Source organism: Sporosarcina sp. 179-K 3D1 HS (assembly GCF_047228905.1).
Taxonomy (GTDB): domain Bacteria; phylum Bacillota; class Bacilli; order Bacillales_A; family Planococcaceae; genus Sporosarcina.
Window position 1 is genome coordinate 14,539 of the sequence record NZ_JBFEGI010000014.1, and the last position, 23,155, is coordinate 37,693.

General features: G+C 38.9%; 18 protein-coding genes, 1 tRNA gene and 1 pseudogene. 12 read left to right on the forward strand and 8 right to left on the reverse strand.

Annotated elements, in window-relative coordinates:
• Positions 1 to 3: 3 nt before the first annotated feature.
• From AB1K83_RS15540 to AB1K83_RS15555, 4 genes are read right to left on the reverse strand one after another with little or no spacing between them, the layout of a single operon-like run.
• Positions 4 to 789 carry an SDR family NAD(P)-dependent oxidoreductase gene (locus tag AB1K83_RS15540; protein ID WP_413059135.1) on the reverse strand — a complete coding sequence of 262 codons (786 nt, stop codon included), beginning with the start codon at positions 787 to 789 and terminating at the stop codon, positions 4 to 6.
• A gap of 24 nt (positions 790 to 813) precedes the next feature.
• Entirely contained in the window at positions 814 to 2,121 is a 1,308-nt protein-coding gene (locus tag AB1K83_RS15545) for an aspartate aminotransferase family protein (RefSeq protein ID WP_413059136.1), read from the reverse strand.
• Between the two features lie 17 nt (positions 2,122 to 2,138).
• Positions 2,139 to 3,776 carry a thiamine pyrophosphate-dependent enzyme gene (locus AB1K83_RS15550; RefSeq protein ID WP_413059137.1) on the reverse strand — a complete coding sequence of 546 codons (1,638 nt, stop codon included), beginning with the start codon at positions 3,774 to 3,776 and terminating at the stop codon, positions 2,139 to 2,141.
• 20 nt (positions 3,777 to 3,796) lie between these two features.
• A complete protein-coding gene (locus AB1K83_RS15555; protein ID WP_413059138.1) occupies positions 3,797 to 4,963 on the reverse strand; it encodes an NAD(P)/FAD-dependent oxidoreductase in 1,167 nt (388 codons plus the stop codon).
• A 448-nt stretch (positions 4,964 to 5,411) separates the two neighbouring features.
• Here AB1K83_RS15555 and AB1K83_RS15560 point away from each other — a divergent pair, with 448 nt between their 5' ends.
• The 10 genes from AB1K83_RS15560 (at position 5,412) to AB1K83_RS15605 (ending at position 17,175) form a co-directional block, all read left to right on the forward strand.
• A complete protein-coding gene (locus tag AB1K83_RS15560; protein WP_413059139.1) occupies positions 5,412 to 6,596 on the forward strand; it encodes a sugar diacid recognition domain-containing protein in 1,185 nt (394 codons plus the stop codon).
• A 257-nt stretch (positions 6,597 to 6,853) separates the two neighbouring features.
• Entirely contained in the window at positions 6,854 to 7,951 is a 1,098-nt protein-coding gene (locus tag AB1K83_RS15565) for a TRAP transporter substrate-binding protein (protein ID WP_413059140.1), read from the forward strand.
• A gap of 105 nt (positions 7,952 to 8,056) precedes the next feature.
• Positions 8,057 to 8,554, forward strand: a complete 498-nt coding sequence (locus tag AB1K83_RS15570; protein WP_413059141.1) for a TRAP transporter small permease — start codon at positions 8,057 to 8,059, stop codon at positions 8,552 to 8,554.
• A gap of 16 nt (positions 8,555 to 8,570) precedes the next feature.
• Entirely contained in the window at positions 8,571 to 9,842 is a 1,272-nt protein-coding gene (locus AB1K83_RS15575; protein WP_413059142.1) for a TRAP transporter large permease, read from the forward strand.
• A 21-nt stretch (positions 9,843 to 9,863) separates the two neighbouring features.
• Positions 9,864 to 10,835, forward strand: a complete 972-nt coding sequence (locus AB1K83_RS15580) for an ornithine cyclodeaminase family protein (protein ID WP_413059143.1) — start codon at positions 9,864 to 9,866, stop codon at positions 10,833 to 10,835.
• Between the two features lie 44 nt (positions 10,836 to 10,879).
• Complete coding sequence (locus AB1K83_RS15585) at positions 10,880 to 12,301, forward strand: NAD-dependent succinate-semialdehyde dehydrogenase (RefSeq protein ID WP_413059144.1); 1,422 nt, start codon at positions 10,880 to 10,882, stop codon at positions 12,299 to 12,301.
• Between the two features lie 352 nt (positions 12,302 to 12,653).
• Positions 12,654 to 13,385, forward strand: a complete 732-nt coding sequence (pxpB, locus tag AB1K83_RS15590) for a 5-oxoprolinase subunit PxpB (protein WP_413059145.1) — start codon at positions 12,654 to 12,656, stop codon at positions 13,383 to 13,385.
• The gene (locus tag AB1K83_RS15595) at positions 13,373 to 14,338 is read left to right on the forward strand and encodes a biotin-dependent carboxyltransferase family protein (protein WP_413059146.1); all 966 of its coding nucleotides are present in this window, start codon (positions 13,373 to 13,375) and stop codon (positions 14,336 to 14,338) included. Before pxpB ends, AB1K83_RS15595 begins: the two co-directional genes overlap by 13 nt.
• Before the next feature lie 91 nt (positions 14,339 to 14,429).
• On the forward strand, positions 14,430 to 15,845 hold the full coding sequence (locus AB1K83_RS15600; RefSeq protein WP_413059147.1) for an FAD-binding oxidoreductase: 1,416 nt from the start codon (positions 14,430 to 14,432) through the stop codon (positions 15,843 to 15,845).
• Position 15,846: 1 nt separating this feature from the next.
• Positions 15,847 to 17,175, forward strand: coding sequence for a (Fe-S)-binding protein (locus AB1K83_RS15605; protein ID WP_413059148.1), 1,329 nt, complete (start codon positions 15,847 to 15,849; stop codon positions 17,173 to 17,175).
• A 320-nt stretch (positions 17,176 to 17,495) separates the two neighbouring features.
• Here AB1K83_RS15605 and AB1K83_RS15610 read toward each other — a convergent pair whose 3' ends face one another.
• Entirely contained in the window at positions 17,496 to 18,341 is an 846-nt protein-coding gene (locus AB1K83_RS15610) for a carbonic anhydrase (protein WP_413059211.1), read from the reverse strand.
• A gap of 325 nt (positions 18,342 to 18,666) precedes the next feature.
• On the opposite strand from AB1K83_RS15610, the pseudogene AB1K83_RS15615 reads away from it, so the two are divergent.
• A pseudogene (locus AB1K83_RS15615) lies at positions 18,667 to 18,834 on the forward strand (methyltransferase domain-containing protein); the annotation flags it as partial.
• A gap of 124 nt (positions 18,835 to 18,958) precedes the next feature.
• Here AB1K83_RS15615 and AB1K83_RS15620 read toward each other — a convergent pair.
• Both AB1K83_RS15620 and AB1K83_RS15625 read right to left on the reverse strand, forming a co-directional pair.
• Positions 18,959 to 20,632: a ribonuclease J gene (locus tag AB1K83_RS15620; protein ID WP_413059149.1), complete on the reverse strand. Its 1,674-nt coding sequence runs from the start codon at positions 20,630 to 20,632 to the stop codon at positions 18,959 to 18,961.
• A 55-nt stretch (positions 20,633 to 20,687) separates the two neighbouring features.
• A tRNA-Asn gene (locus tag AB1K83_RS15625) sits at positions 20,688 to 20,759 on the reverse strand.
• A 232-nt stretch (positions 20,760 to 20,991) separates the two neighbouring features.
• On the opposite strand from AB1K83_RS15625, the gene AB1K83_RS15630 reads away from it, so the two are divergent.
• The gene (locus AB1K83_RS15630) at positions 20,992 to 21,759 is read left to right on the forward strand and encodes a class I SAM-dependent methyltransferase (protein WP_413059150.1); all 768 of its coding nucleotides are present in this window, start codon (positions 20,992 to 20,994) and stop codon (positions 21,757 to 21,759) included.
• Positions 21,760 to 21,887: 128 nt separating this feature from the next.
• Here AB1K83_RS15630 and AB1K83_RS15635 read toward each other — a convergent pair whose 3' ends face one another.
• Complete coding sequence (locus tag AB1K83_RS15635; protein ID WP_413059151.1) at positions 21,888 to 23,102, reverse strand: NupC/NupG family nucleoside CNT transporter; 1,215 nt, start codon at positions 23,100 to 23,102, stop codon at positions 21,888 to 21,890.
• Between the last annotated feature and the right edge of the window lie 53 nt (positions 23,103 to 23,155).

Here is a 23,155-nt window from a genome sequence, read left to right on the forward strand (position 1 = left end):
GGTTTAATCAAACATTAATGGTCTTGCTACCTTCACATAAGTTCCACCATCCACATTTAAAGAATGGCCACTCACATAAGCGGCTTCATCACTTGCCAAAAACAAACAGGCATGGGCAATATCATCGGCCGTTGCTATCCTCCCCAAGGGCTGATATTCAAGCGTTTGCTTCCAAGCGCTTTCCGGGTCCGGTAAATTTTGCATAGTCTCATATAACATAGGCGTATCCACTGTACTTGGCAATACTGCATTTACACGAATATTATCTTTGCCACAATCAAGTGCCATTTGACGGGTTAAAGCCGTCATGCCGCCTTTTGAAGCTGCGTAGGCTGCAAATCGGGTAATCGTTTTATCCGCATGCCATGAGGCAACATTCACAATTGCCCCGCTTTCCCTTTTTCTCATTTCAGGAACGGCATACTTTGAACACAAAAATGCACCGGTTAAATTAACGCCAAGAACCTTTTGCCACTCTTCAAAAGATGTGTCTTCCGCAGACTTCCTAATTGACACGGCAGCATTATTCACTAATACGTCTAGACCTCCAAATACATTTACGGTTTCATGTATTAGATTAATAACACTATCTTCACTTGAAACATCTGTTTTAATAAAAACTGCGTCGATTCCATTTGTTTTCAAACCTTCAATTGCTGCATTTCCTGTTTCTTCGTTAACGTCAGCGATAACAATTTTTGACCCTTCCTTACCAAACATTGTAGCTATTGCTTCACCAATTCCACGGCTGCCGCCAGTGATTATCGAAACTTTATTTTTCAATCGCATTGCCTTCACCTCATCCATTGGTATTTATATACGTTCAAGTTCTTTAATGGTATCTGCGATAACAGACATCGCTTCATGTAATTGTTCATCTGTAATAACGAGTGGCGGTAACAGTCGGATCACATCACCATCTGCTGCTCTCATAAATAAGACGCCCTTTTCAAAGCATTTAGTTACCACGTCATTTACAAAACTTCGATGAGAGGCTTTTGACTGTTTGTCTAATACAATTTCAATTCCAATCATGGCACCAATCTGACGAATCTCGCCAATATGCTTAGAATCGAAAGATAACTTTTCTTTAATAAAATGTCCTATTTCGTTTGCACGTTTTAGTAAGTTCTCATTTTCTATCATTTGAATAACTTCCAATGCTGCAACGCATGCTAACGTATTTCCACTAAGGGTACCACCAAGTTCTTTTACGTCGGGAAAATTAATAATTTCTTCTCTACCTGTAATGGCACTTAAAGGGAGACCCGCCGCAATGGATTTTGACATCACTGTCAGATCAGCCGCGCAATCAAAATGTTCCATAGCAAACATTCTACCCGTACGGCCGAATCCTGTTTGTATTTCATCCGCAATGAATACGATGCCGAATTCATCACAAATGGCCCGTATTTCCTGGATGAATCTCTTGGAAGGGATTATGATGCCACCGTCACCTTGGACAGGCTCTAACACAATCGCGGCTACTTCTTCCGGAGGAACTGATACTTGAAATAACCGTCTAAGTTCAGCAAGTAACTGCTCATCCGTACGTTCATCTTTATAGTAATACGGGTAAGGGGCATGATGGATATCTGAGGCGAGCGGACCAAACCCCCTTTTGATAGAATTGACTCTTCCTGTTAAAGTCATGGCTAACATTGTACGGCCATGAAAGGAACGATCAAATGAAATGATTCCTTTCCGCCCCGTATACCGACGGGCAATTTTCACTGCGTTTTCAATTGCTTCTGCTCCGCTATTAAAGAAAACAGACTTTTTTTGAAAACTGCCCGGTATAATTTGATTCAGCTTTTTCGCCAAATCGATATATGGTTTATGCAATGCGACGTTAAAAATGGGATTTATGAATGAATCCAGCTGAATCTTTAATGCATCAACAACAGGCTTTGGAGAGTGCCCGACATTGAGGCTAGAGATGCCTGACGCTAGGTCAAGATATGAATTCCCATCAATATCAGTCAGAACGGCTCCTTCACCTTTTACTGTAACGATAGGGTAAGCGGTTGAAATTCCCCTAGCTACAGCTTGCTCTTTTTCTTTTGCCAGTTCCTTCGACTTAGGGCCAGGTATTGCTGTTCTTATGTTAATAGATTTCATTGTAATCACCTTTCCCATTAAATCGTTTGTTCATGGTTTGCAGATAAAATACGCGGATCTGTCAACACTTCGATTAAAGCGGGCTTATTAGATTCTAAAGCTCTTTTAAGTGCCGGGATAAATTCATTTGTATTCGTAACTCTTTCACCGAAACCACCAAATGATTCTGCAATTTCTTTATAGTTGGGATTAGACAATTGAGTACCGACCATTCGATCAGGAAATTTACGCTCTTGATGTGTACGAATGGTTCCGTAAATATTGTTGTTTACTACAATGGAAATGATCGGAATGTTATATCTGACAGCCGTTTCAAAATCCTGCATTGTCATCATATAACCACCATCCCCCGAAAACGAAACGACAATTTTATCGGGGTGTGCAAGTTTGGCGCCAATTGCAGCTGGCATTCCATAACCCATAGCTCCTGAAGTCGGGCCATAATATTTACCGCCTTCGTCATAACGGTAATAACGGGACAACCATGAGAAGAAGTTGCCTGCATCGCTTGTAATGATCGCATCTTTCGGTAATTGTTTGGATATGTGATAAATTACGCTATTCATATCAACGTAATCATCTTTTTTAATTAATTCCGGCGTCGAAAATTCTACATAATGCTTACGTAGTCTTTCTGTATTCTCTCTTCTTGTCTCATCATTATTTTCTATAGGTTCTTTCACAATTTCTTCTAGAAAGCTTTTTATATCTGATACGATCGGCAAGGTCGGCGTATAAACTTTCCCCAACGTTTCTTCACTAACATCAACATGAATGAGTTTAGAGTTTTCATTAATCAATGTATAATCAGATGTCGTCATTTGAGAAAATCTGGTTCCTAACGCAATTACTAAGTCGCTATTCTGGATATATTGTACTAAGTCCGGACGCGCGCCAATTCCTAAGGAACCCACATAATTATCATGGGAATTTGGGAAGGCATGGAAACGTCTGAATGCGGTTGCAACTGGGATTTGAGTTAATTCTGATAGCGCAATCAGCTGCTTTGTTGAGTCCGATAATATGACGCCGCCGCCGACAATCATGATAGGGCGTTCCGCTTCTTGAATTAATTTCGCGGCCTCCATCACGGCCTCTTGTTCTGGAGATATTTTGCTAGCCCTAAATGGCTGATGCGTTATTTTAGTAACAACATCGTCAAGCATATCTTCGGGCAGCGACACAAGGACTGGGCCAGGACGTCCAGAACGGGCAATATGGAAAGCGCGGTGTAATAATTCTGGAACCCGGTCGGCATGGTTGATTTCTACTGTCCATTTACATAAATGGCTGAAAAATCCTACAAAATCAACCTCTTGAAATGCTTCACGGTCTCTGAACTCCCGTTCTACTTGTCCAATTAATGCTACAAGAGGGGTTGAATCTTGATGGGCTGTATGAATGCCAATTGACAAATTCGTTGCACCCGGCCCTCTTGTGGCCATACATACTCCAACTTGGCCGGAAGCCTTTGCGTAACCTTCAGCCATAAAAGAAGCACCGCCCTCTTGACGGGCGGAAATATACTCAATTTGGGGATGTTCATAAATTGCATCAAGAACATTTAAATAACTTTCCCCCGGCACGCCGAAAATTTTGGTTACCCCTTCTTTTTCCAATACATCAACTACTAATTGTCCGCCTGTTTTCTCCATTTTATTCACCCTTTGTATTTTTAATAGACTGCCGTTTCAACCACTAAATTATTTGTTTTAAATCGTTCTACTGAAAGGGGAGATATATCTATTGTTTCAAATCTTCCTAAGCGGATTAATTCAGATAACGCTTTTCCAGCAGCAGGTGCATGTTGGAATCCATGACCGCTAAAGCCCGTTATAATATAATATCCGCCCATTTCGGGGTGCCCGCTTATGATCGCATTATGGTCGGCATAGTTATAATCATATAAACCGGTCCAGCCGCTTTCTAACTTCAGTTGTTCAAAGTGAGAGGAACGTCCGGCTAATATAGGCCATATCTCTTCTTCAAAAAACTGCTTGTCAAGTTTAAAGTCGTAGCCATATGGAACTTCATTGGCCCAGCCGACGACTATTTTTGATCGTTCGCCTCTGAAATGGAGGCCTGTCGGATCGAATGTAAATGGAATCTCGTTTTGGAATTTCTGCTGGGTGTCAATTGAAAACAATTGGCGCTTTAATGGTTTTACGGGGATTTCTATTCCTATTTTTGCACTTAGCTCACCAGACCATGGCCCTGCAGCATTTACAACAACCGGTGCAAGATACTTATCACCATTGATAGTTTGAACACCGGTTACTTTACCGCGTTCCGTCAAAATGGAAGTAATCTCTTCGTAGTGAAACGTTGCGCCGAGTATTTTAGTTTTTCTGATATAGGCCTGTAATACGGAGTAAGGATCGGCATTACCCGCTTCCGGATCAAACACTGACCCCTCTAGGTCTTCAACATTTAACTCAGGAAAAAAAGATTGAGTTTCCATTTGGTCCATAAGTTTAGTCTTAACACCTAGTGAGGATTGTACTTTTAAAATATCATCAAAAATGGGTTTGGATTTTTTGTCAAGTAGGTAAAGGTAACCGTTTTCATGAAAATCTATATGTGCCTTTTCACCATCAACTGCCATCTCTTCTTCAAATTGTTTGTATACTTGGTAACTATATTGACTCATCCGTATGTTAACTTCCGTACTAAATGTTTGACGAATTCCACCCTCACTTCTAGGCGTAGATGAATATTCATATTTGCTATCTTTTTCAAAAAGAGCAATTTTACCGGTATAGCCGTCTTTATACAAATTGTAAGCTAAGCTCGTTGCCATAATCCCCCCTCCGACAATGATTAGATCATAGTTGTTTGTCATTTTTATCTCTCCTCAATATTTAGAGTCACTTTCATTATTTAGTTACGTAAACCCTATAAGTTATGAAGTTCTCCCTTATAGAGGTCCATATCTAAAGTATATTTCAACTAATTAGATAAAATCTATTACCATATTGAACGAAGATTCAGTCTCTTATTTTTAGTTTATAGTGCAACATATACAAAAAGTGCGAAAGAAGTATTTATTTAAATTGTTTTGTCATATATACTTGAACCCAAGCATTCCAGTGGAATGCCGGAAATTTAAGAGTGCTGTATACGTAAAAGTAAACGGCTCCCTTTTATGCAGGCTAATTATTTATCTTAAACTGATATACTTCCATAAATATTAAATTATTAACTCTTTGATTAATAGAAGTTTACTTATTACATAGGGAACAATGCTTGTAACAAAGTTACTATATATGGCAATAGACAGGAGAAATAGGATGGTACTAAAACAAATTGCACAAAAAATATCAGAAGACACGACTAAAATAATTGGATTCCCAGTAAGTATTTCCGATGAAAACGGCTATTTAATCGGCGTTAATGACAAGAGTCGTATTGGAATTTACGACTATCTATTAGCAGAGGTAATTAAAACGAGGAGATTAACATTCTTTGATGAAAACGCGGTTAAAAATTACCCGGATATTTTTCCGGGTGTTGCAAGTCCCATTATTGTAAATGGACAAGTTCTAGGAGCGGTTGGAATACTCGGAAAAACCGGACAAGATAGTGAAACATCAAACTATATTCGTCTCGTTAAAAACCATATTGAAATGATTTGTCATGAGACGTTAATGAAAGAAATGAAATCATTACAATCAAATGCTGTGGATACACTCATTCACTATATATTAAATTTCGAAGAATCTCAGTATAATGCAGAACAGATTACACGCTATGGAAATATGATGGGGTTTAATGTTGATAAGGAGAGAATATGTATTATTATTCAAATTAGCCCGGAAGACAATGATAAAAGGAATGCCTCCCTGCAAATTCATGATCAATTTTATGAAACGATTAATGAAGTGTTAAATGTAAGTCCCCATGATATTACTGGACGGCTTACATTTGAACAATTTTGTATACTCAAAGCTGCAGATCAAAATGCGGAGAGAATATTTCATGATATCGAACGAGATGCAGAAAAGCTAAATCAAATTTTGCTGAAGAAATATAATGTGACAGCGAAAATTGCTATAGGAAATACCGGCAGCGGAATTGAAGGGATACAAAAATCATATAACAACGCACTTATAGCTTTGAAGTCTAATGAAAAATTATATCCAGATCAATTCCTATATAATTACAACGATTTTTCAAATAAGCTGAATATCATCATCAATTCACTTCCGCAACAAAAAAATAAGCCTATTGCTTCGGCTTTTAATTCATTTTTGAATCACAATAATTTCAAAGTTTTGTCGCAGACTTTTATTATTTATTGTGAAAGCAAGTTTAACCTAAGTGATGCAGCACGCAGTTTACATCTACATCGAAATACGTTGATTTACAGAATGAACCAAATTAAGGAACTAACGAATATTGATATAAACAACTTTAACCATTGTATTGTTTTGTACATTTATATAAAAAAGCAACTTATTAATAGTGACAGTTGAATGATACCAAAATCGGTAATGTGGAGCGTTTGCTTGAAGTACCAATCATTTTTATCCGTTATTTCTTTGTAAGGAAGCCATTATAGAATTGATCAATTGTATAAAACGTACAACTTTACGTGTTATAAGGAACGAAATTTTGTGTGTTTTGCGAATGGAATTCTGACTTGAAAAGAATTAGACTAAACTTAGAAATAACCAAATAGTTAAAATTTTTAGGTAAACGCTTTCAATCAGAAATTTATGGGGGGATTGTTTTGAGGAAGAGTTTAAGTGTATTGTTCATGGCAATTTTGTTATTGGTGTTAACGGCATGCGGTGATGGCGGGCAGAAAGAAGAAGTGACTGCAACCTCTGGTAATGGTGGAACGGCCAGTGGAAAATCTGGCGAGGAGTACGTTTTAAGATTAGTCCATTCACACCCGCAGGCTTCTTTGCACCATCAATATGTCGAATGGTTTGATGCTGAGATTCAAGAGCGCAGTAATGGTCGATTGAAAATTGAAGCTTATTCAGATGGACAGTTAATGCCTAGTGACCAAGAAATTCCTGCGATGCTACAAGGTCAAGTAGACATGGTTCATTCGAGCTCAGCAATTGCCGGCAGTTTTGATCCAATTTGGCACTTCTTTGATTTACCGTTTCTATTTAACTACGACCCGAATGATAATGATGTATATTTAGACAACAAAAAAGCATTTATTGAAAGTGAAAATGGCGGAAGAAAAGTCGCTAAACTTATGGAAGAGAAGGGTGTTAAAGTACTATCCATGAGCTCGACCGATATGTACGGTACTGTTTGGACTGGAGCTGAAAAGAATCTAATCACGGATCCGGGAAGCGCTAAAGGTTTGAAAATTAGAGTTCCAGGCGGACCGATTGCTTCTGAGACTTTAAAAATGGTTGGCGCAAGTGGTACATCAATTCCAGGACCTGAATTACCAACAGCACTACAGCAAGGTGTTGTAGATGGCATGGTTATTGTGCCGATATATGTATATGACAATAAATTACCGATCAAAACGCAATCGCTTTATCCGCTAATTAGCTATGTTATGCCAGTAATGATTTCAATGGACAAGTTCAATTCATTGCCTGAAGACCTGCAAGAAATTTTAGTTGAAACTGGCAGGGATCTAGAAGAATTTGCAGATCAATTAGTAAGAGAAAAAGGGGCAGACGTTTTCGAAAAGCTTAAAGCAGAGCAAGGTGTAGAAACATACTATCCAACTGATGAAGAAATTGAAGCTTGGAAAGAAGCAACAAAAGGGATGTACGATAAATACCTAAAAGATGAACCGCGTGCTGCAGAATTAATAGAGGAAGCAGATAGAATTAAAGAAGAAATGAAATAAATAGACAGTTTGACTAGAAGAGTACATCGGGCTTCCCGGTATACTCTTTCTATATCTTATTTGGAAATAATACAAGGGTTGTATTTCCTAAGAGGAGTTAAAAATATGGAAAAGGTTAGCGGGTTTGAAAAAACAATTAATACTTTAGACAAATTATTGGAATACTTCGCTATTGCTATGATAGGATGCAGTGTTTTACTAGCTTTTGTAAGTGTTATATTACGTTATGTGTTAGGGATTTCATATGAAATTTTAACGGAAATTTCGATTTACACGATTGTATATGGAGTGTTTTTTTATATGGGTCCCCTAATTAGACAAAATGAGCATATCAAAATGAGCGCATTACACGAAATACTGAAAGGGAAAGTCTTGTTATATATTGATTTACTAATAAACGTAATCCTTGCTCTAACATTTGCCTTTCTAATCTATGGTGGATATAAATGGTCATCTTCTTTACTAGATATGAAAGTGAAAACTTTATCCGGTGGTATGTTATTATTTATTCCCGCGTTAGCGATTATCATTGGAATGATCATCGCATTAATTTATTCACTATTAGAAATAACGAGAAATATAAAATTGATTAGTAATGGATAGAAGGTAGGTGTTGCACATGATTATATTAATAGGTTTAGTTATATTTTTAGCTTTTTTAATCATAGGAGCCCCGATTTGGCTCAGTTTAAGTTTAAGTGGGGGAACAATATTATTTGGCTTTTTGGGTTTGCCAATCGAAACTGTTGTATCACAATATTTAATTGCTACAGATAGCTGGATCTTGTTGGCAATTCCGTACTTTTTATTGGCTGGTAATTTAATGACAGATTTGGGAATGGCTCAAAGAATGTTGAAATTCATCACAAACTTAGTGGGTCATTTGCCCGGCGGGATGCCTGCTGCTGCCGTATTGTCTTGCGTAATCTTTGGAGCACTGTCAGGGTCATCTGCTGCGACAGTTGTCGCGGTTGGTGCAATGGTGATCCCGCAGATGCTGAAACTTGGTTATTCAAAAGAACAAAGTATGGGGATTGTCGCGACTTCAGGAACTTTAGGACAAATGATTCCGCCTAGCGTCTATATGATTGTGTATGCTTCAATGACACAGCAAGATGTCGGAACGATGTTCATGGCAGGAATCATACCCGGTCTGTTTATTGCCTTTGTCTTAATTGTTACTGCAGTTATTCTTACATACAAAGATAGACCGCAAATTCAAGTAAGAAGTAATACGAAAGAAATTATTAGTTCATTTTTCTATGGTTTGCCTTCATTATTAATGCCGATCATCATACTGGGCGGGATTTATAAAGGGATATTTACACCGACCGAAGCTGCAGCCGTTGCAGTTGTCTATGTACTTTTGATTAGTTTCATTTTTAATCGCAAAGATTTTAAAAAGAAGAATATTATAAACAGTTTTGTGAGTTCAATTAAAACTACTACGGTGATTTATCTGCTGCTATGTGGCGCCGTATTGTTCTCGTCTGCATTAATGTATATACAAGTGCCGGCTAAAATCACTAAATTTGTATCTGAGTTAAGCGTTCCAGGTTGGATTATTTTATTAAGTATTTTAGGATTGTATATTGTATTTGGGATGTTTTTGGATGCTCTTCCAATACTATATATTACGATTCCGATTGTTTTCCCTACAGTTGTTGCATTAGGTTATGACCCAGTACATTTTGGTGTTATTACAGTTGCTTGTATGATGATTTCACAAGTAACACCACCAGTTGGAATTAGCTTATTTGTACTAAGCGGGCACTTTAAAGAAAAAGTCATTACAGTAGCAAGAGGATCGGTTCCGTATTTAATCGCTTTAGTTATAGCTACAATCGTACTTGTCTATGTTCCTTGGTTCAGCACTGTTTTAGTAAAATAGATTTTTAAAGGTGGGAGATTCATGAAAATTATTAGTGAAGAAGAAGTCCTGAAAAATTATAGTATGAAGCAATGTATAGAAGATGTTGAAAGGGCTTTCATGCTTTCGAAGAGATCTGAAATTGTCGTCCCATTTAGAACGATTTTACATCAGGGTGATGACGGCGCCCATACGCTATATATGCCTTCATATGTTCCCGAGATTAACTATTCTGCCGTGAAAATTGCGAGCATATTTCCTGGAAATGAAAAATATTACATTCCGAGAATTCAAAGTACGATTGTCCTTTCAGAATCTAAAACGGGCCAGCATGTAGCCAATATAGCTGCATCTGCATTAACGATGCTGAGAACGGGTGCCATTAGCGGGGTTGCAACGAAACATATGGCAAGAGAAGATGCAAAAACGCTATCCGTTATCGGTTGCGGGGTTCAATCATACGGTCAAATACTTGCCATTATGGAAGTGAGAGAGCTTGAAAAAATATATCTTTATAACCGGACAAAAAACAAAGCATTAGACTTAAAAGAAAAAGTAATGAATCATTATCCTGATTGGAGCGGTGACATCCAAATTGTTGATGATGTCAATGAAGCTGTGAGTAAAGCAGATATATTAGTTTCAAGTACATCGGCAAATACACCGGTTTTTTCAGGCAAATATATAAAAGCAGGAACCCATATTAATGCAATAGGTTCATGTGAGCCGATCAAACAAGAATATGACGTTGAAACTCTAAAAAAAGCAAGCAAAGTTGTCGTCGATACGTTAGAAGGGGCTAAAGGAGAAGCAGGCGGGCTTGTTATCCCGGACGAAAAAGGGGAATGGTCCTTCGAAAATATCTATAGTGAGCTTGCAGATATTGTTGTAGGTGAGAAAGCCGGACGGGAAACCGATGAAGAAATTACTTTAATGGATTCAGTCGGTGTTGGTTTTTTAGACACCGTATGTGCAGCATCTATATATGAAAGTTTTTTTATAAAGAGACACTAATAATTTGAAAATGAACTAGGGAATAGAAGAAGGAGCTTAATAAAATGTATATTAATGGAGAATGGATTCAAACTGATAATAAATTACGTGTTTACAGTCCGGCAACTGGAGAATGTACGTATGAGGTGAGTAATGGAACAGGAGAACATGTCCAGAAAGCGATTGATGCAGCTGATGAGGCTTTTAAGACTTGGTCAAAAACGCCTGCAATAGATCGGGCGAATTATTTGATTGATGTCTATAGAAAAATGGAAGAAAAGAAGGAATTTTTAGCTGAAGTTATAACTAAAGAAATGGGGAAACCTATAATTGATGCGAGAGGCGAAGTTCAATCCTCTATTGAATATTTCAGATGGTTTGCCGAAGAAGCTAGGCGTGTATATGGGGAAACGGTACCTTCAAATTCGTACGATAAAAGAATTCTAGTTATTAAGCAGCCAATTGGTGTGGTAGGAGCAATCACTCCATGGAACTTTCCATTATCCATGGTTGCCCGCAAGGCAGGACCAGCGCTCGCGGCAGGATGTACACTTGTCATCAAACCATCGAGTAAATCACCCCAATCCACAATTGAACTTGCCAAGATATTTGAAGAAGTCGGCTTGCCTAAAGGAGTATTTAATGTCGTCATGGCAAATTCATCAGAGGTTACTGAAGTATTAATGGATAGCAGTAAGGTGAAAAAGATTACTTTTACTGGATCTACAAATGTCGGGAAATTACTTATGGAAAAATCAGCGAAAACAGTAAAACATATTTCAATGGAATTAGGCGGTCACGCTCCATTTATTGTATTCGAAGATGCCAATATCGAACAGGCTGCCCGGGATTTATTATCAACTAAATTCAGATGTTCTGGTCAAATGTGCACATCAACAAATCGTATTTACGTCCAAGATACAATCGCGGCCAATTTCACAGAGTTACTTGTAAATAAAGTTAGAGATTTAAAAGTGGGTAACGGTCTGGATGAGGAAACAAATGTTGGTCCTTTAATTGATCAAAATGCAGTCGCCAAGGTTAAGGAACAAATTGAAGATGCAGTAAGTAAAGGTGCTCTGAAAATCGAAAATGAAAGTGAACTTTCCGAAGAGGAAGCGCAAGGAAACTTTGTCAATCCAACTATTTTAACAAATGTTAGCCCTGAAATGAACATATATACTGAAGAATCATTTGGTCCTGTTGCTCCAATTATCACCTTCCAGACTGAAGAAGAACTTATGAAAATGGTTAATCATGAGAAATACGGCTTAGCATCATATTTATATACTGATAATATGTCTCGGGTCATTCGCGTATCCGAAGCGTTAGACTATGGAATGGTAGGCGTAAACGACCCGCTTCCATTTGTAGTGCAAAGTCCATTTGGCGGTTTCAAGGAAAGCGGGATAGGCAAAGAAGGAGGACATCAAGGATTGGAGGCATATCTGGTAGAAAAGCTAGTCGCTATAAAATATAACGCATAAACTGGAGGCCGGCCGTGCAGGATATTGGGCTGGTCTCTTTTTATCTTCTCATACAACTTTATAAAGCATTGAATCGTGAGTTCCATTTAGGTTTCAGACTCCATGTAAAATGTTTTTGTGAATAGTACACGGTTTTAAATTCTAAATTCCAGGTATTTTCATATAAATTGTCCATAGATATCAACTAAAAAAGTAGTTTATACTAAGTATTAATGAATCGTCTAAAAATACAAAGAATTACAAATAAAAATTCAGTGCACGAAATGGAAAATTTATTTGGGTTAATTGAATAAGAAATTGAATATGGACATTAGTCGATAACCTACTACAACTGAACCTTCGAGGTGGAAATATGAGCATCGAAAAAAAGCAATGTCCCATTTACTATCCTATGGGTGATAGTGCTATGGTAGCGCAATTCGAAAATATTATCAGCATAGAGGTAAGTAGAAAAATACAGTCATTTTTACAAGTCATAAAAAAGAGTGATATTAAAGGAGTTACCGAACTGTTGCCGGCCTATAACAATTTAACAATTGTATATAATCCGGTCATTATACAGTACGATGAACTTCTTGCAGAATTAAAAAAGTTTGAGAAAGACATATCTGAAAATGAAGAAACAAAAAGTAAGACCGTTCATATTCCAGTAGCTTTTGACGGCGAATACGGTTTAGATATTGATGAGATTGCTGAAAGAGCAGATTTGACAACGACGGAAGTCATTCAAATGATACATAGCAAAAGCTATTATGTGTATATGATAGGGTTTATAGCGGGATATCCTTACTGCGGAAATATTGATGAAAAATTGCGTTTCAAACGGCGCGCCAATCCTCGGATGAATGTAAAAAAAGGCACCATTCAAATTGCCGATAAACAAGTAGGGATCTGCACCATGGATGCACCGTCTGGATGGCATATAGTTGGCTGGACTCCTCTAGAAGTTTTCAATCCTCATCATTTACCTCCCGGATTATTAAATGCAGGGGATTACGTTAAATTAGAACCTGTCAGCGCAGAATTTGTGCAATCCTGGAACGAAGAGAGGCAGAAGGAGTGGAATCGCGAGTGGAACATGTAACTATTTTAAAACCCGGGTTATTAACGACAGTCCAAGACCTTGGAAGACGAGATTATCGAATTTACGGTGTTTCAGTATCAGGTGCAATGGACCCACTTTCTTTTCGCTTAGGCAATATTTTGGTAGGAAATAATGAAAACGAAGCTGCAATTGAAATCACAATGATAGGGCCTGTCATTAAGTTTGAATCGGAGACTGTATTCTCAATTACCGGCGGTGATTTATCTCCCAAGTTGAACGGCGATAGCATCGATATGTGGAAAGTTATTTTTGCCGAAGCAGGGGATGAACTAAGTTTTGGCAAACAAATCTCCGGCTGCAGAACGTATATCTCTTTTGCAGGTGGAATCAATGTTCCAGAAGTTATGGGAAGCCGCGCAACGTTTACACGGGGAAACTATGGCGGATATATGGGAAGAGCCCTGAAGAGAGATGATAAATTGACTTTGAATAAACCAGATTTTAATATTGACAGATTACAAGGCAGAAGATTGCGGACTGACGACATTCCGGAGTTTGGTAAAGAACGCAGGATCAGATTTATAGCGGGTCCGCATGTAGATCGATTTGAGGATAAGTCCATTGAACTTTTTACAAACAGTACATACAGTTTATCGAATGCTTCAGATAGAATGGGATACCGCTTAGAGGGTACACAGTTGATTCATAAAGACGGCGCTGATATAATTTCCGACTTTATATCACCAGGGACAATTCAAGTGCCAGGTAATGGTTTTCCGATCATTCACATGGCGGATTGTGGCACTTCCGGCGGCTATACAAAAATCGGTGTCGTCATAACTAGTGATATTCCTTATGTTGCACAGAAAAAACCCGGAGATACGATTGATTTTAAAATTTGTAATATTCAAGAAGCGCAAAGTGAACTCCAAAAAATCGAGACATTAATACATGATATTAAGCTGAATAATAAATGGTTGCTAAAAAATTAATAGAAAACGATTGGAATTGAGATTACATCCAATCGTTTATTTTTTAATAGAATAAATAAAACAAAATATATGTTCTGCAAGGAGTGGTCTGATGAACCAGTTATCTGCAACTGAATTAATAGGTCTAATAGAAAAAGAAATACCCCGGAAAAGAATATTGGAAAGCTTGTCTGAACGTTATTCATATAGCTATGATGCGTCATTTGGAGAATACTTGCCTGACCTTGTCGTACAAACAACTACCAAGGAGGAAGTTTCTTTTATTATAAAATTGGCAAATGAACATCGATTCCCGGTATATCCGCGTGGTACTGCTACATCTTTAAGTGGAGGTTCTTTGGCGGTAAATGGCGGTGTGATGCTAGATATGTCGCAATTCGAAAAAAAACTTGTTATTGATCAAGAGAATTTACTAGCTATTGTATCACCAAGTGTTATTACGAGCGAAATTCATGAAGCAGCTGAAAGTGTCGGACTTTTTTATCCACCAGATCCAAGCAGCTCACATGTATCGACGATTGGAGGTAATATATCCGAAAACTCGAGCGGACCAAAAGGTTTGAAATATGGAACAACCAAAGAATATGTAATCGGATTGGAAGTCGTCACCCCTACTGGAGAAATCATTCGCACTGGAGGGAAAACAGTTAAAAATGTAACGGGTTATGACTTGACCCGCCTCATAGTTGGTTCTGAAGGGACTTTAGGTGTTGTAACTGAAGCAATAATTCGGCTTATACCTAAGCCGGAAGATCGAAAAACTCTTTTGGCATCTTTCGATTCCTTAATTAATTCCGGAAAAGCAATTACGAGTATCCTGGCTTCAGGAATATTACCAAGCGCCATGGAATTAATGGACAATGCGTGTATAGTAGCAGTGGAAAATTATATACCAAGCGGTTTGCCGACTGAAGCAGAGGCAATCATAATTATTGAAGTAGATGGCCATAGTTCTGCAATACAGAAGGAAATTAATAAATGTGCCGAAGTATGCAAACAATTTAATGCCATAAATGTAAAGGTGGCTCAAAACGAAATAGAACGAGAGCAGATTTGGAAAAGCAGACGAATGGTTTCTCCTGCAATAACACAATTAGGGCCAACGAAAATATCTGAGGATGCCACTGTCCCCAGAAGCAAAATTCCTGAAATGATGGAAAAGCTGAATGAAATCAGAGATAAGTATAAATTGAATTTAGTTGTATTCGGACATGCAGGTGATGGGAATCTGCATCCGAATATTTTAACAGACAAACGTAATATAGAGGAAATGAAACGTGTAGAGGATGCAGTCAGTGAAATATTTGAAGCGGCAATTGAGTTAGGCGGAACATTGTCAGGAGAACACGGGATTGGTCTATTAAAAGCACCGTATATGGCTTCAGAGTTAGGAGAAGACGGTTTGATGATGATGAGGAAAATAAAAGAAGCTTGGGATCCAAATAACATTTTAAATCCGGGGAAAATCTTCCCCCAGGAGGGACAAACAAAGGTGGTATTAATATAACTTGAAAATCGATGGGAATGATAAGAAATACGAGGAAAAGTTGTATGAATTATCTTATGACGCTGCAAATATGTGTGTCCAATGTGGTTATTGCTTACCAGTATGTCCTACTTATCTAACGATGGGCAATGAAGCGCAGTCCCCAAGAGGACGTATTAATTTAGTGAAGATGGCAGCTGAAGGCAAGATAGATATACTCGAAGACTTAAAACAACCAATTGATCTTTGTCTAGGCTGCCGTGCATGTGAAGTTGCTTGTCCAGTTAATGTTCCGTATGGTGAAATTTATGAATCCGCATTGAATGTAATTGCTGAAAAGAAAAAAGCCACAAAGTCATCATCCACTGTGTCAGATAAATTGTTACAAACTATGCTCAAAAACTTATTCCCTAAAAAAAATCGCTTACGAACAGTAGGGAGCTTTGTGTGGTTATATCAATCAACAGGGTTGAGCAAAATAGCAGAAAAAACTAAAATAATAGATATGGTCTCAAAACCCATGGGGGAATTTGAAAGGGCTCTGCCTAAAGTAGAAGCACCGTATAAACGTTATAAATTTGGTGAGTTATATAAAGCGGTTGGAGAAAAAAAGATGACGGTCGCTTTTTTTCCAGGATGTATAATGGATGCAGTTATGTCGAAAATCAATCGTCAATCGATTGAACTGCTGCAAAAGTGCGGAATAGAAGTCGTCATACCCCAAAACATCACATGCTGCGGTGCCCTCCATAGCCATAAAGGTGAAATAGAGGCCACAAAAAAAATGGCGAAACAGAATATTGAAGCATTTGAGGAACTTGGCGTCACTTATTTGATTAACAATGCAGGCGGCTGTGGAGCCATGTTGCATGAATATGATAAATTACTTGCCGATGAACCTGACTGGAAACATCGTGCGGACCAATTCGTTGATAGATCAAGAGATATTACTGAAGTATTAGTTGAAATTGATAACATTCCATTCGAAAAAGAATGGCAAGGTGTTATCACTTATCAGGATTCATGCCATTTAAGGAATGTTCAAGGAGTTGTTGATCCTCCTAGAAAATTATTAAATTCAATTCCGGGTGCAATGTTTATAGAGATGAAAAACAGTCATTTATGTTGTGCCTCTGGTGGGATATATAACTTACTGCATTTTGAAGAGTCGATGGAAATTTTAGATGAGAAAATGGTACATGTATTAAACACTGAAGCAAGTACACTTGTTACGACCAATCCGGGATGTTTATTACAGATGCGTTTAGGAATTGAACGTAGCGGAGTTAAGAATAAAATGCAGGGACTTCATTTAATAGAAGTGTTAGCAGAGGCGTGTGGAATTAAGTGATACAGCAGTAGAAAGGGGAGCATGATGTAATTCAACCGTTAGATAAAAACGACAACTCTTTTTGTGGAGTTGTCGTTTTTTATATCCAGTATGAGGACAGTCTAAAAATCTTCCAAATGACATGGGGGGACCCGACTTTTTGCAGAAACTCTTTCATAGGCACAAACGGGTGGAACCTCAATGTTCCGTATTTCATCTTTCAACTCTTTTTTAAGAGAAGAACCGATTGAGGATAAAAATGGCCTTTAACCAATTTCAGAGATGAAGGGCCATCTTTTATTTATGTGCTCGATGCCTTAATCTACACAGTCTATCTTAACTTATTCCTTAATAATTTCCCGTTCATTTAAACCCTGAACAGGACGCTGGTTACCAGGGAAAATTTGCCGATATGCTTGAATTTGTTCTTTTGACATTTCAATTGGATTTTCGAAAACAATCCATTGTACTTCTTCTGAACAAGGTGGTGTCGTTAATGAGCCTTCATAAAAGTAAGATGTTTGATCTGCAGGGAGTAAAGCTTGTAAATCCACAGGTTCTTCTATGGTAACCTCTTCTTCTGTTTCACTCTTTGGTAACGCACCCCAAATGGATGCCAATGCTTCGTTTTCTTCTCCTTCTTGGATCATTATGCCAAGGACGGCAAGCTCACCGTTTCCATCTTGGTGTACCAAATGCAGCTCCATATCCAAATTTTCGCCATTGAATTGATGCTCGCTTGGTGTATGGAAATGGAATTGAGCAAGTTTGTATTCTTTTCCTTCCACCACAATGCTATTGTTTTGTATCGCAGGGTTAGCCTGTATGGCATGACCGTTATGGACTATTGAAAAGTCTGTCGGCTCATATTGAATGTCAAGGCTTTCTAGTTTCTCGCTTGTTTTCACCTGAGAGGTTTCGATATTAATCGGTGATTGCTCATTTCCTTTAATGCAGACTGAATAGGAGGGATCCAATTCACCCCAATGTTCAGGTCCTGTTTCTTCTTCATAAGACCATTGGGGAGTGGGGGTAACATTTGACTCTGTTGCTTCTTCTACTTCTTCTACCGTGTCAGTTCCTTCTTCATTTTGTGATATAGTGGCTTCCTTTGTCTGTTCTGAGCAAGCTCCCAGTACAAAACTTAATAATAAAATTAAAAATGGATACATAAGATTCTTTTTCATATTTGGCAAATACACTTCCTCCTTAATTTTTTATCATTCTTTTGCCCATGAAATACAATACTAAAAATATTAATAAATACAAAACAATATTTTCCAAAACAGCACAAATTACGTAATACAGTTAATACATACTACAAAATTGCAAATAAAAACGAAGAAACATACGAGTTATCACTTGGTACATTACGACTATTTTTGAAATTAGTTGTTGCTCTAGTCCAACATTTCCCACAGCGAATATCTTGGACTAGAAAAAGGCCTCTTAACAATTCAGTGAATTGATGAAAGGCCTTTTTAAGGAAAGTGATTTACTGGCGCAGCAGCATGGTTGGTAAATGTAAGCAAAGGTAGAAATCTAAATATATTAGATATAGGATGCGGAACTGGAATTCATACCTTGATTCTGGCTGAAATAGTTCCAAATGCTCACATTAAAGCAGTTGATAATAATCAACGGTATTTGGATACGTTATTGGATAAAAAGATTGGTTAGACGAATACTACAATCCACTTGTCCGCAATCTGAAAGAAATAGAAAATAGAACATATGTATTCTGATCCCCCTGTTGCTTTGAAGGTAGTGAACATAAAAAACCACGAATTCTCGTGGCTCCCTTTCATATTTCAATAATGAACGGCACAATCATCGGCCGTTTTTTGGTTCGGGCGTATAGCAGTTTTTCAACGGATTTCCGGATTGAATGCTTGAGATCATTCCTTCGATTTCGGTTCGGTCGGGCTGAATTTTTAACGATTGTAACGACCAATTCATCCAGTTCTTTATAAAGCTCCTCTGCCCCGCGCTCGTAAACAAATCCGCGTGAAATCGTGTCGGGGCTTGTCAGCAGCTTTCCGTCTGTTTTGCTCATCGTCAGGATAATGAGCAGCATTCCCTCTTCCGCCAACAGTTTGCGATCGCGTAATATCATTTTACCGACGTCTCCGACACCGAGCCCATCGACAAAGACATGGCCGGCTTGCACGCTTCTCGTTTGGCGCGCTGTGGACTGCTCGATATCGACGACGTCTCCATTGTTGAGGATGAAAATATGATCCCCTTCAACCCCGATAGACTCAGCCAATGCCCGATGTTGTTGCAGCATTCGATATTCGCCGTGGATAGGAATAAAATATTTCGGCTTCATCAAGGTGAGCATCAATTTCAATTCTTCCTGGAAACCATGTCCGGACACGTGCATGCCTGATGTGCTTCCGGAACCGTAAATTACTTTGGCCCCTAACAGAAAAAGATTATCAACGATGCGCGAAACGCTTTTTTCATTCCCAGGGATCGGACTAGATGCGAGGATGACCGTATCACCGGGCAGGACAGAAACTTGCCGGAAGTTTCCCGTCGATAATCGGGAGAGTGCCGCCATCGGCTCGCCTTGGCTCCCCGTGCAGATGACGACGACACGTTCAGGATCCAACCCATTGATTTGATCCGTTTCGATCAGGATCCCTTCAGGTATCGTCAAATACCCCAATTCTTCAGCGACAGAGACGACGTTCACCATACTTCTGCCCAACAAACCGATCTTCCGGTTCGTTTTGATTGCAGCGTCGATAATTTGCTGGATCCGGTGAACGTTTGAAGCGAATGTCGAGATGAAAATCTTTTGATCGGCTTTGCGGAAAGCTTCCTCAATATGCTCCCCGACAACCCGTTCGGATAGCGAAAAACCAGGACGCTCGGCATTTGTGCTTTCCGATAAAAGTAATAAGACGCCATTCTTGCCGATTTCGGCCATTTTGTGAAGGTCTGCATAATCTCCGCCGACCGGAGTCAGGTCAAACTTGAAATCGCCCGTATGCACGATCGTTCCTTGCGGAGTTTGGAAGACAATCCCCAAGCAATCGGGGATGCTATGACTTGTTTTGAAGAAAGAGACGTTAATGTCACCGAATTGGAAGGTGGAATCGCTATTGATCACTATCCGTTGCGTATCCCTCAGCAATCCATGCTCCCTTAACTTCAGGTCAATCAAACCGAGCGTCAACCTAGTGGCATATACAGGGATGTTCAATTGTTTCAATAAATAGGGGATCCCGCCGATATGATCTTCATGGCCATGTGTGACAAGCAACGCCCGGATTTTATCCTGATGTTGCTGTAAATAGGAAATATCTTGGATGATCAAATCCACGCCTAATAGGCTTTCGTCCGGAAATTTGGAACCACAATCGATGATCAAAAGGTCGTCTCCATATTCGAGCACGTACATATTCTTTCCAATCTCATTAATACCGCCTAACGCGAAAACAGATAATGTGTTAGCTGTATTCAACATAAAACCCTCCAGTCTTCCATTGCAGAAAGCCCCTTCAAAGAAGAGGCCTTTTAGACTCCGAAAGTAGGACTCGAACCTACGACCGATCGGTTAACAGCCGAATGCTCTACCACTGAGCTATTTCGGAATGAAATGATCCTCCGTATAATGCCCGGAAAAGCCAAAGATATACCATACGCAAGATACTTGTGCAAGATAAAGGCACAGCTTCACTCTAACGAGTTCAGTCTTGACAAATTTATTAGAGTATATAAAGATGAGGGCATCATCATTTGGAGGTTTTTGTTTGTCTACCTTATGTTTAGAGCTGGTAGGTACCTTCTTTTAATAAAACAAGAATGTAAGGAGAGTGCCTACTAATGGAAAAGTATTTTTATGAAGCTTTTGAAGGGCTAGCACGTTTAGCCCCTGGCAGCGAACCATCAACGAAGAAAGCGGCGTCGTTGGTAAGTGTAGGGAAGGATACCAATTTAAATATATTAGATATAGGATGCGGAAATGGAATTCATACATTGATTTTGGCTGAAGTTTTTCCAAACGCTCACATCACAGCCATTGATAATAATCAACAGTATTTGGATACATTGATCGAACAACTTCATAAAAAAGGATTAGAAGCCAGAGTAACAGTCTTAAATACTTCCATGTTGGAAATGGACTTCTCTCCAGAAACGTTTGACCTTATCTGGGCAGAAGGTTCAATTTATATTGCAGGGTTTCAAGAAGGACTCAAACAGTGGAAACCCTTTTTAAAACAAGGTGGTTATCTAGTATGTAGTGAGATTTCTTGGCTGCATGCAGATCCTTCCAGAGAAAGTAAAGAATTTTGGGAGCAAGGGTATCCGGAGATTGATTCCATTTCCAATAAAGTGAATCAAATCATCGGTCAGGAATATTCTTATGACTTTTCATTTGTTTTACCAAAGGAAGATTGGATAGACGAATACTACAATCCACTTGGCCGCAATCTGAGAGAGATGGAACACAAGTATTATGCTACCCCAGTGGCTTTAAATGTAGTGAACATGATCAAACAAGAAATAAGCCTTTATCAAAATAATTCTAGAGAATACAGTTATGTGTTCTACGGAATGAAAAAGTGTAATATCCGGAACTCGGGGAATTGATGGATCCATCAATTCCCCTTTTCAAGTGGGTAACGAGAGGTTTGTGCACAAAAAAAGCCCATTAACTCACGGCAATGAGTTAGATGGGCACTTTATTTATCGGGCCATTTAGTGGAACTTCTTTTCACTTAAATCAACATACCAGCAATCGCAGCACTTAACAGGTTAGCCAAAGTTGCAGCTATAATCGCTCGGAATCCCAGCTCGGCAATATCTTGTCTTCTTGACGGCGCCATTCCGCCTAAGCCTCCGATTAGCATGGCCATTGATGCAAGATTTGCAAATCCGCAAAGCGCAAAACTAATCATGGCTACACTTTTAGGTGATAGGTTAGCGATTTCAGGAGCGAATGAAGTAAAGGCAACAAACTCGTTCAGTACGAACTTCTGTCCAATAAAAGAGGCTGCTTGTAATGCTTCATCGAATGGAACTCCAATAAGGATGGCAAGTGGAAAGAATAGATAACCCAGTATTTGTTCCAACGTTAGAGAGTCGTATCCAAAAATTCCACCAATAGCTCCAATGATCGTATTCATTAAGAAGATCAGAGAGATAAAAGCAAGTAATAATGCACCAACACCTGCTGCTATTTTTAAGCCGTCCATAGCCCCGCGAGATGCTGCATCGACAATATTTCTCGATTCCTCGTCTTTAACCAATAGAATTCGTTCTTCCCTATTTAGTCCTTCTGTTTGGGGAACGATTATTTTTGCTAATAACAATCCCGCCGGAGCGCCCATAAAAGCTGCAGCCAGCAAATAATCTAACGGAACACCCAGCATTGCGTATCCGCCTAAAACGGCCCCTGACACGCACGCCATTCCCCCTACCATGACGGCAAACAATTCTGATTTAGTCATTTTTTCAATATAAGGTTTGACGACCAATGGAGCTTCAGTTGGGCCTAGAAAAATATTGGCGGCAGCTGACATCGATTCGGTTTCACTTGTTTTAAGTATTTTTTCCAAAAGTCCACCGATGATCTTAGTTGCAAACTGCATAACCCCAATATAGTAGAGAACAGAAATTAATGAAGCAAAGAAAATGATAATAGGTAGTACTTGGAATGCAAAGGTAAAGCCTGCGCCTTCTATGTTTAGCATTCCTCCAAACAAGAACTGGATGCCGGCATTGGATGAGTCAATTACTTTTTGGACAATCCCTGAAAGGAATTGCAAAATCTTTCTCCCGAATTCCCATTCCAACACAATAAAAGCAAAAATAAGTTGGATGGCCAAAGCGCCAATAACGGTTCTTGGATTAATGGATTTACGTGCTGTCGATAATGAGAGTGCAATTACTAAAATGCCGATGATTCCTATGATGCCCCAGATGTATTGCATAGTTCCTCTCCTGTCATGATAAATAAATTGCATGGAAATAGTATGTTAATAGC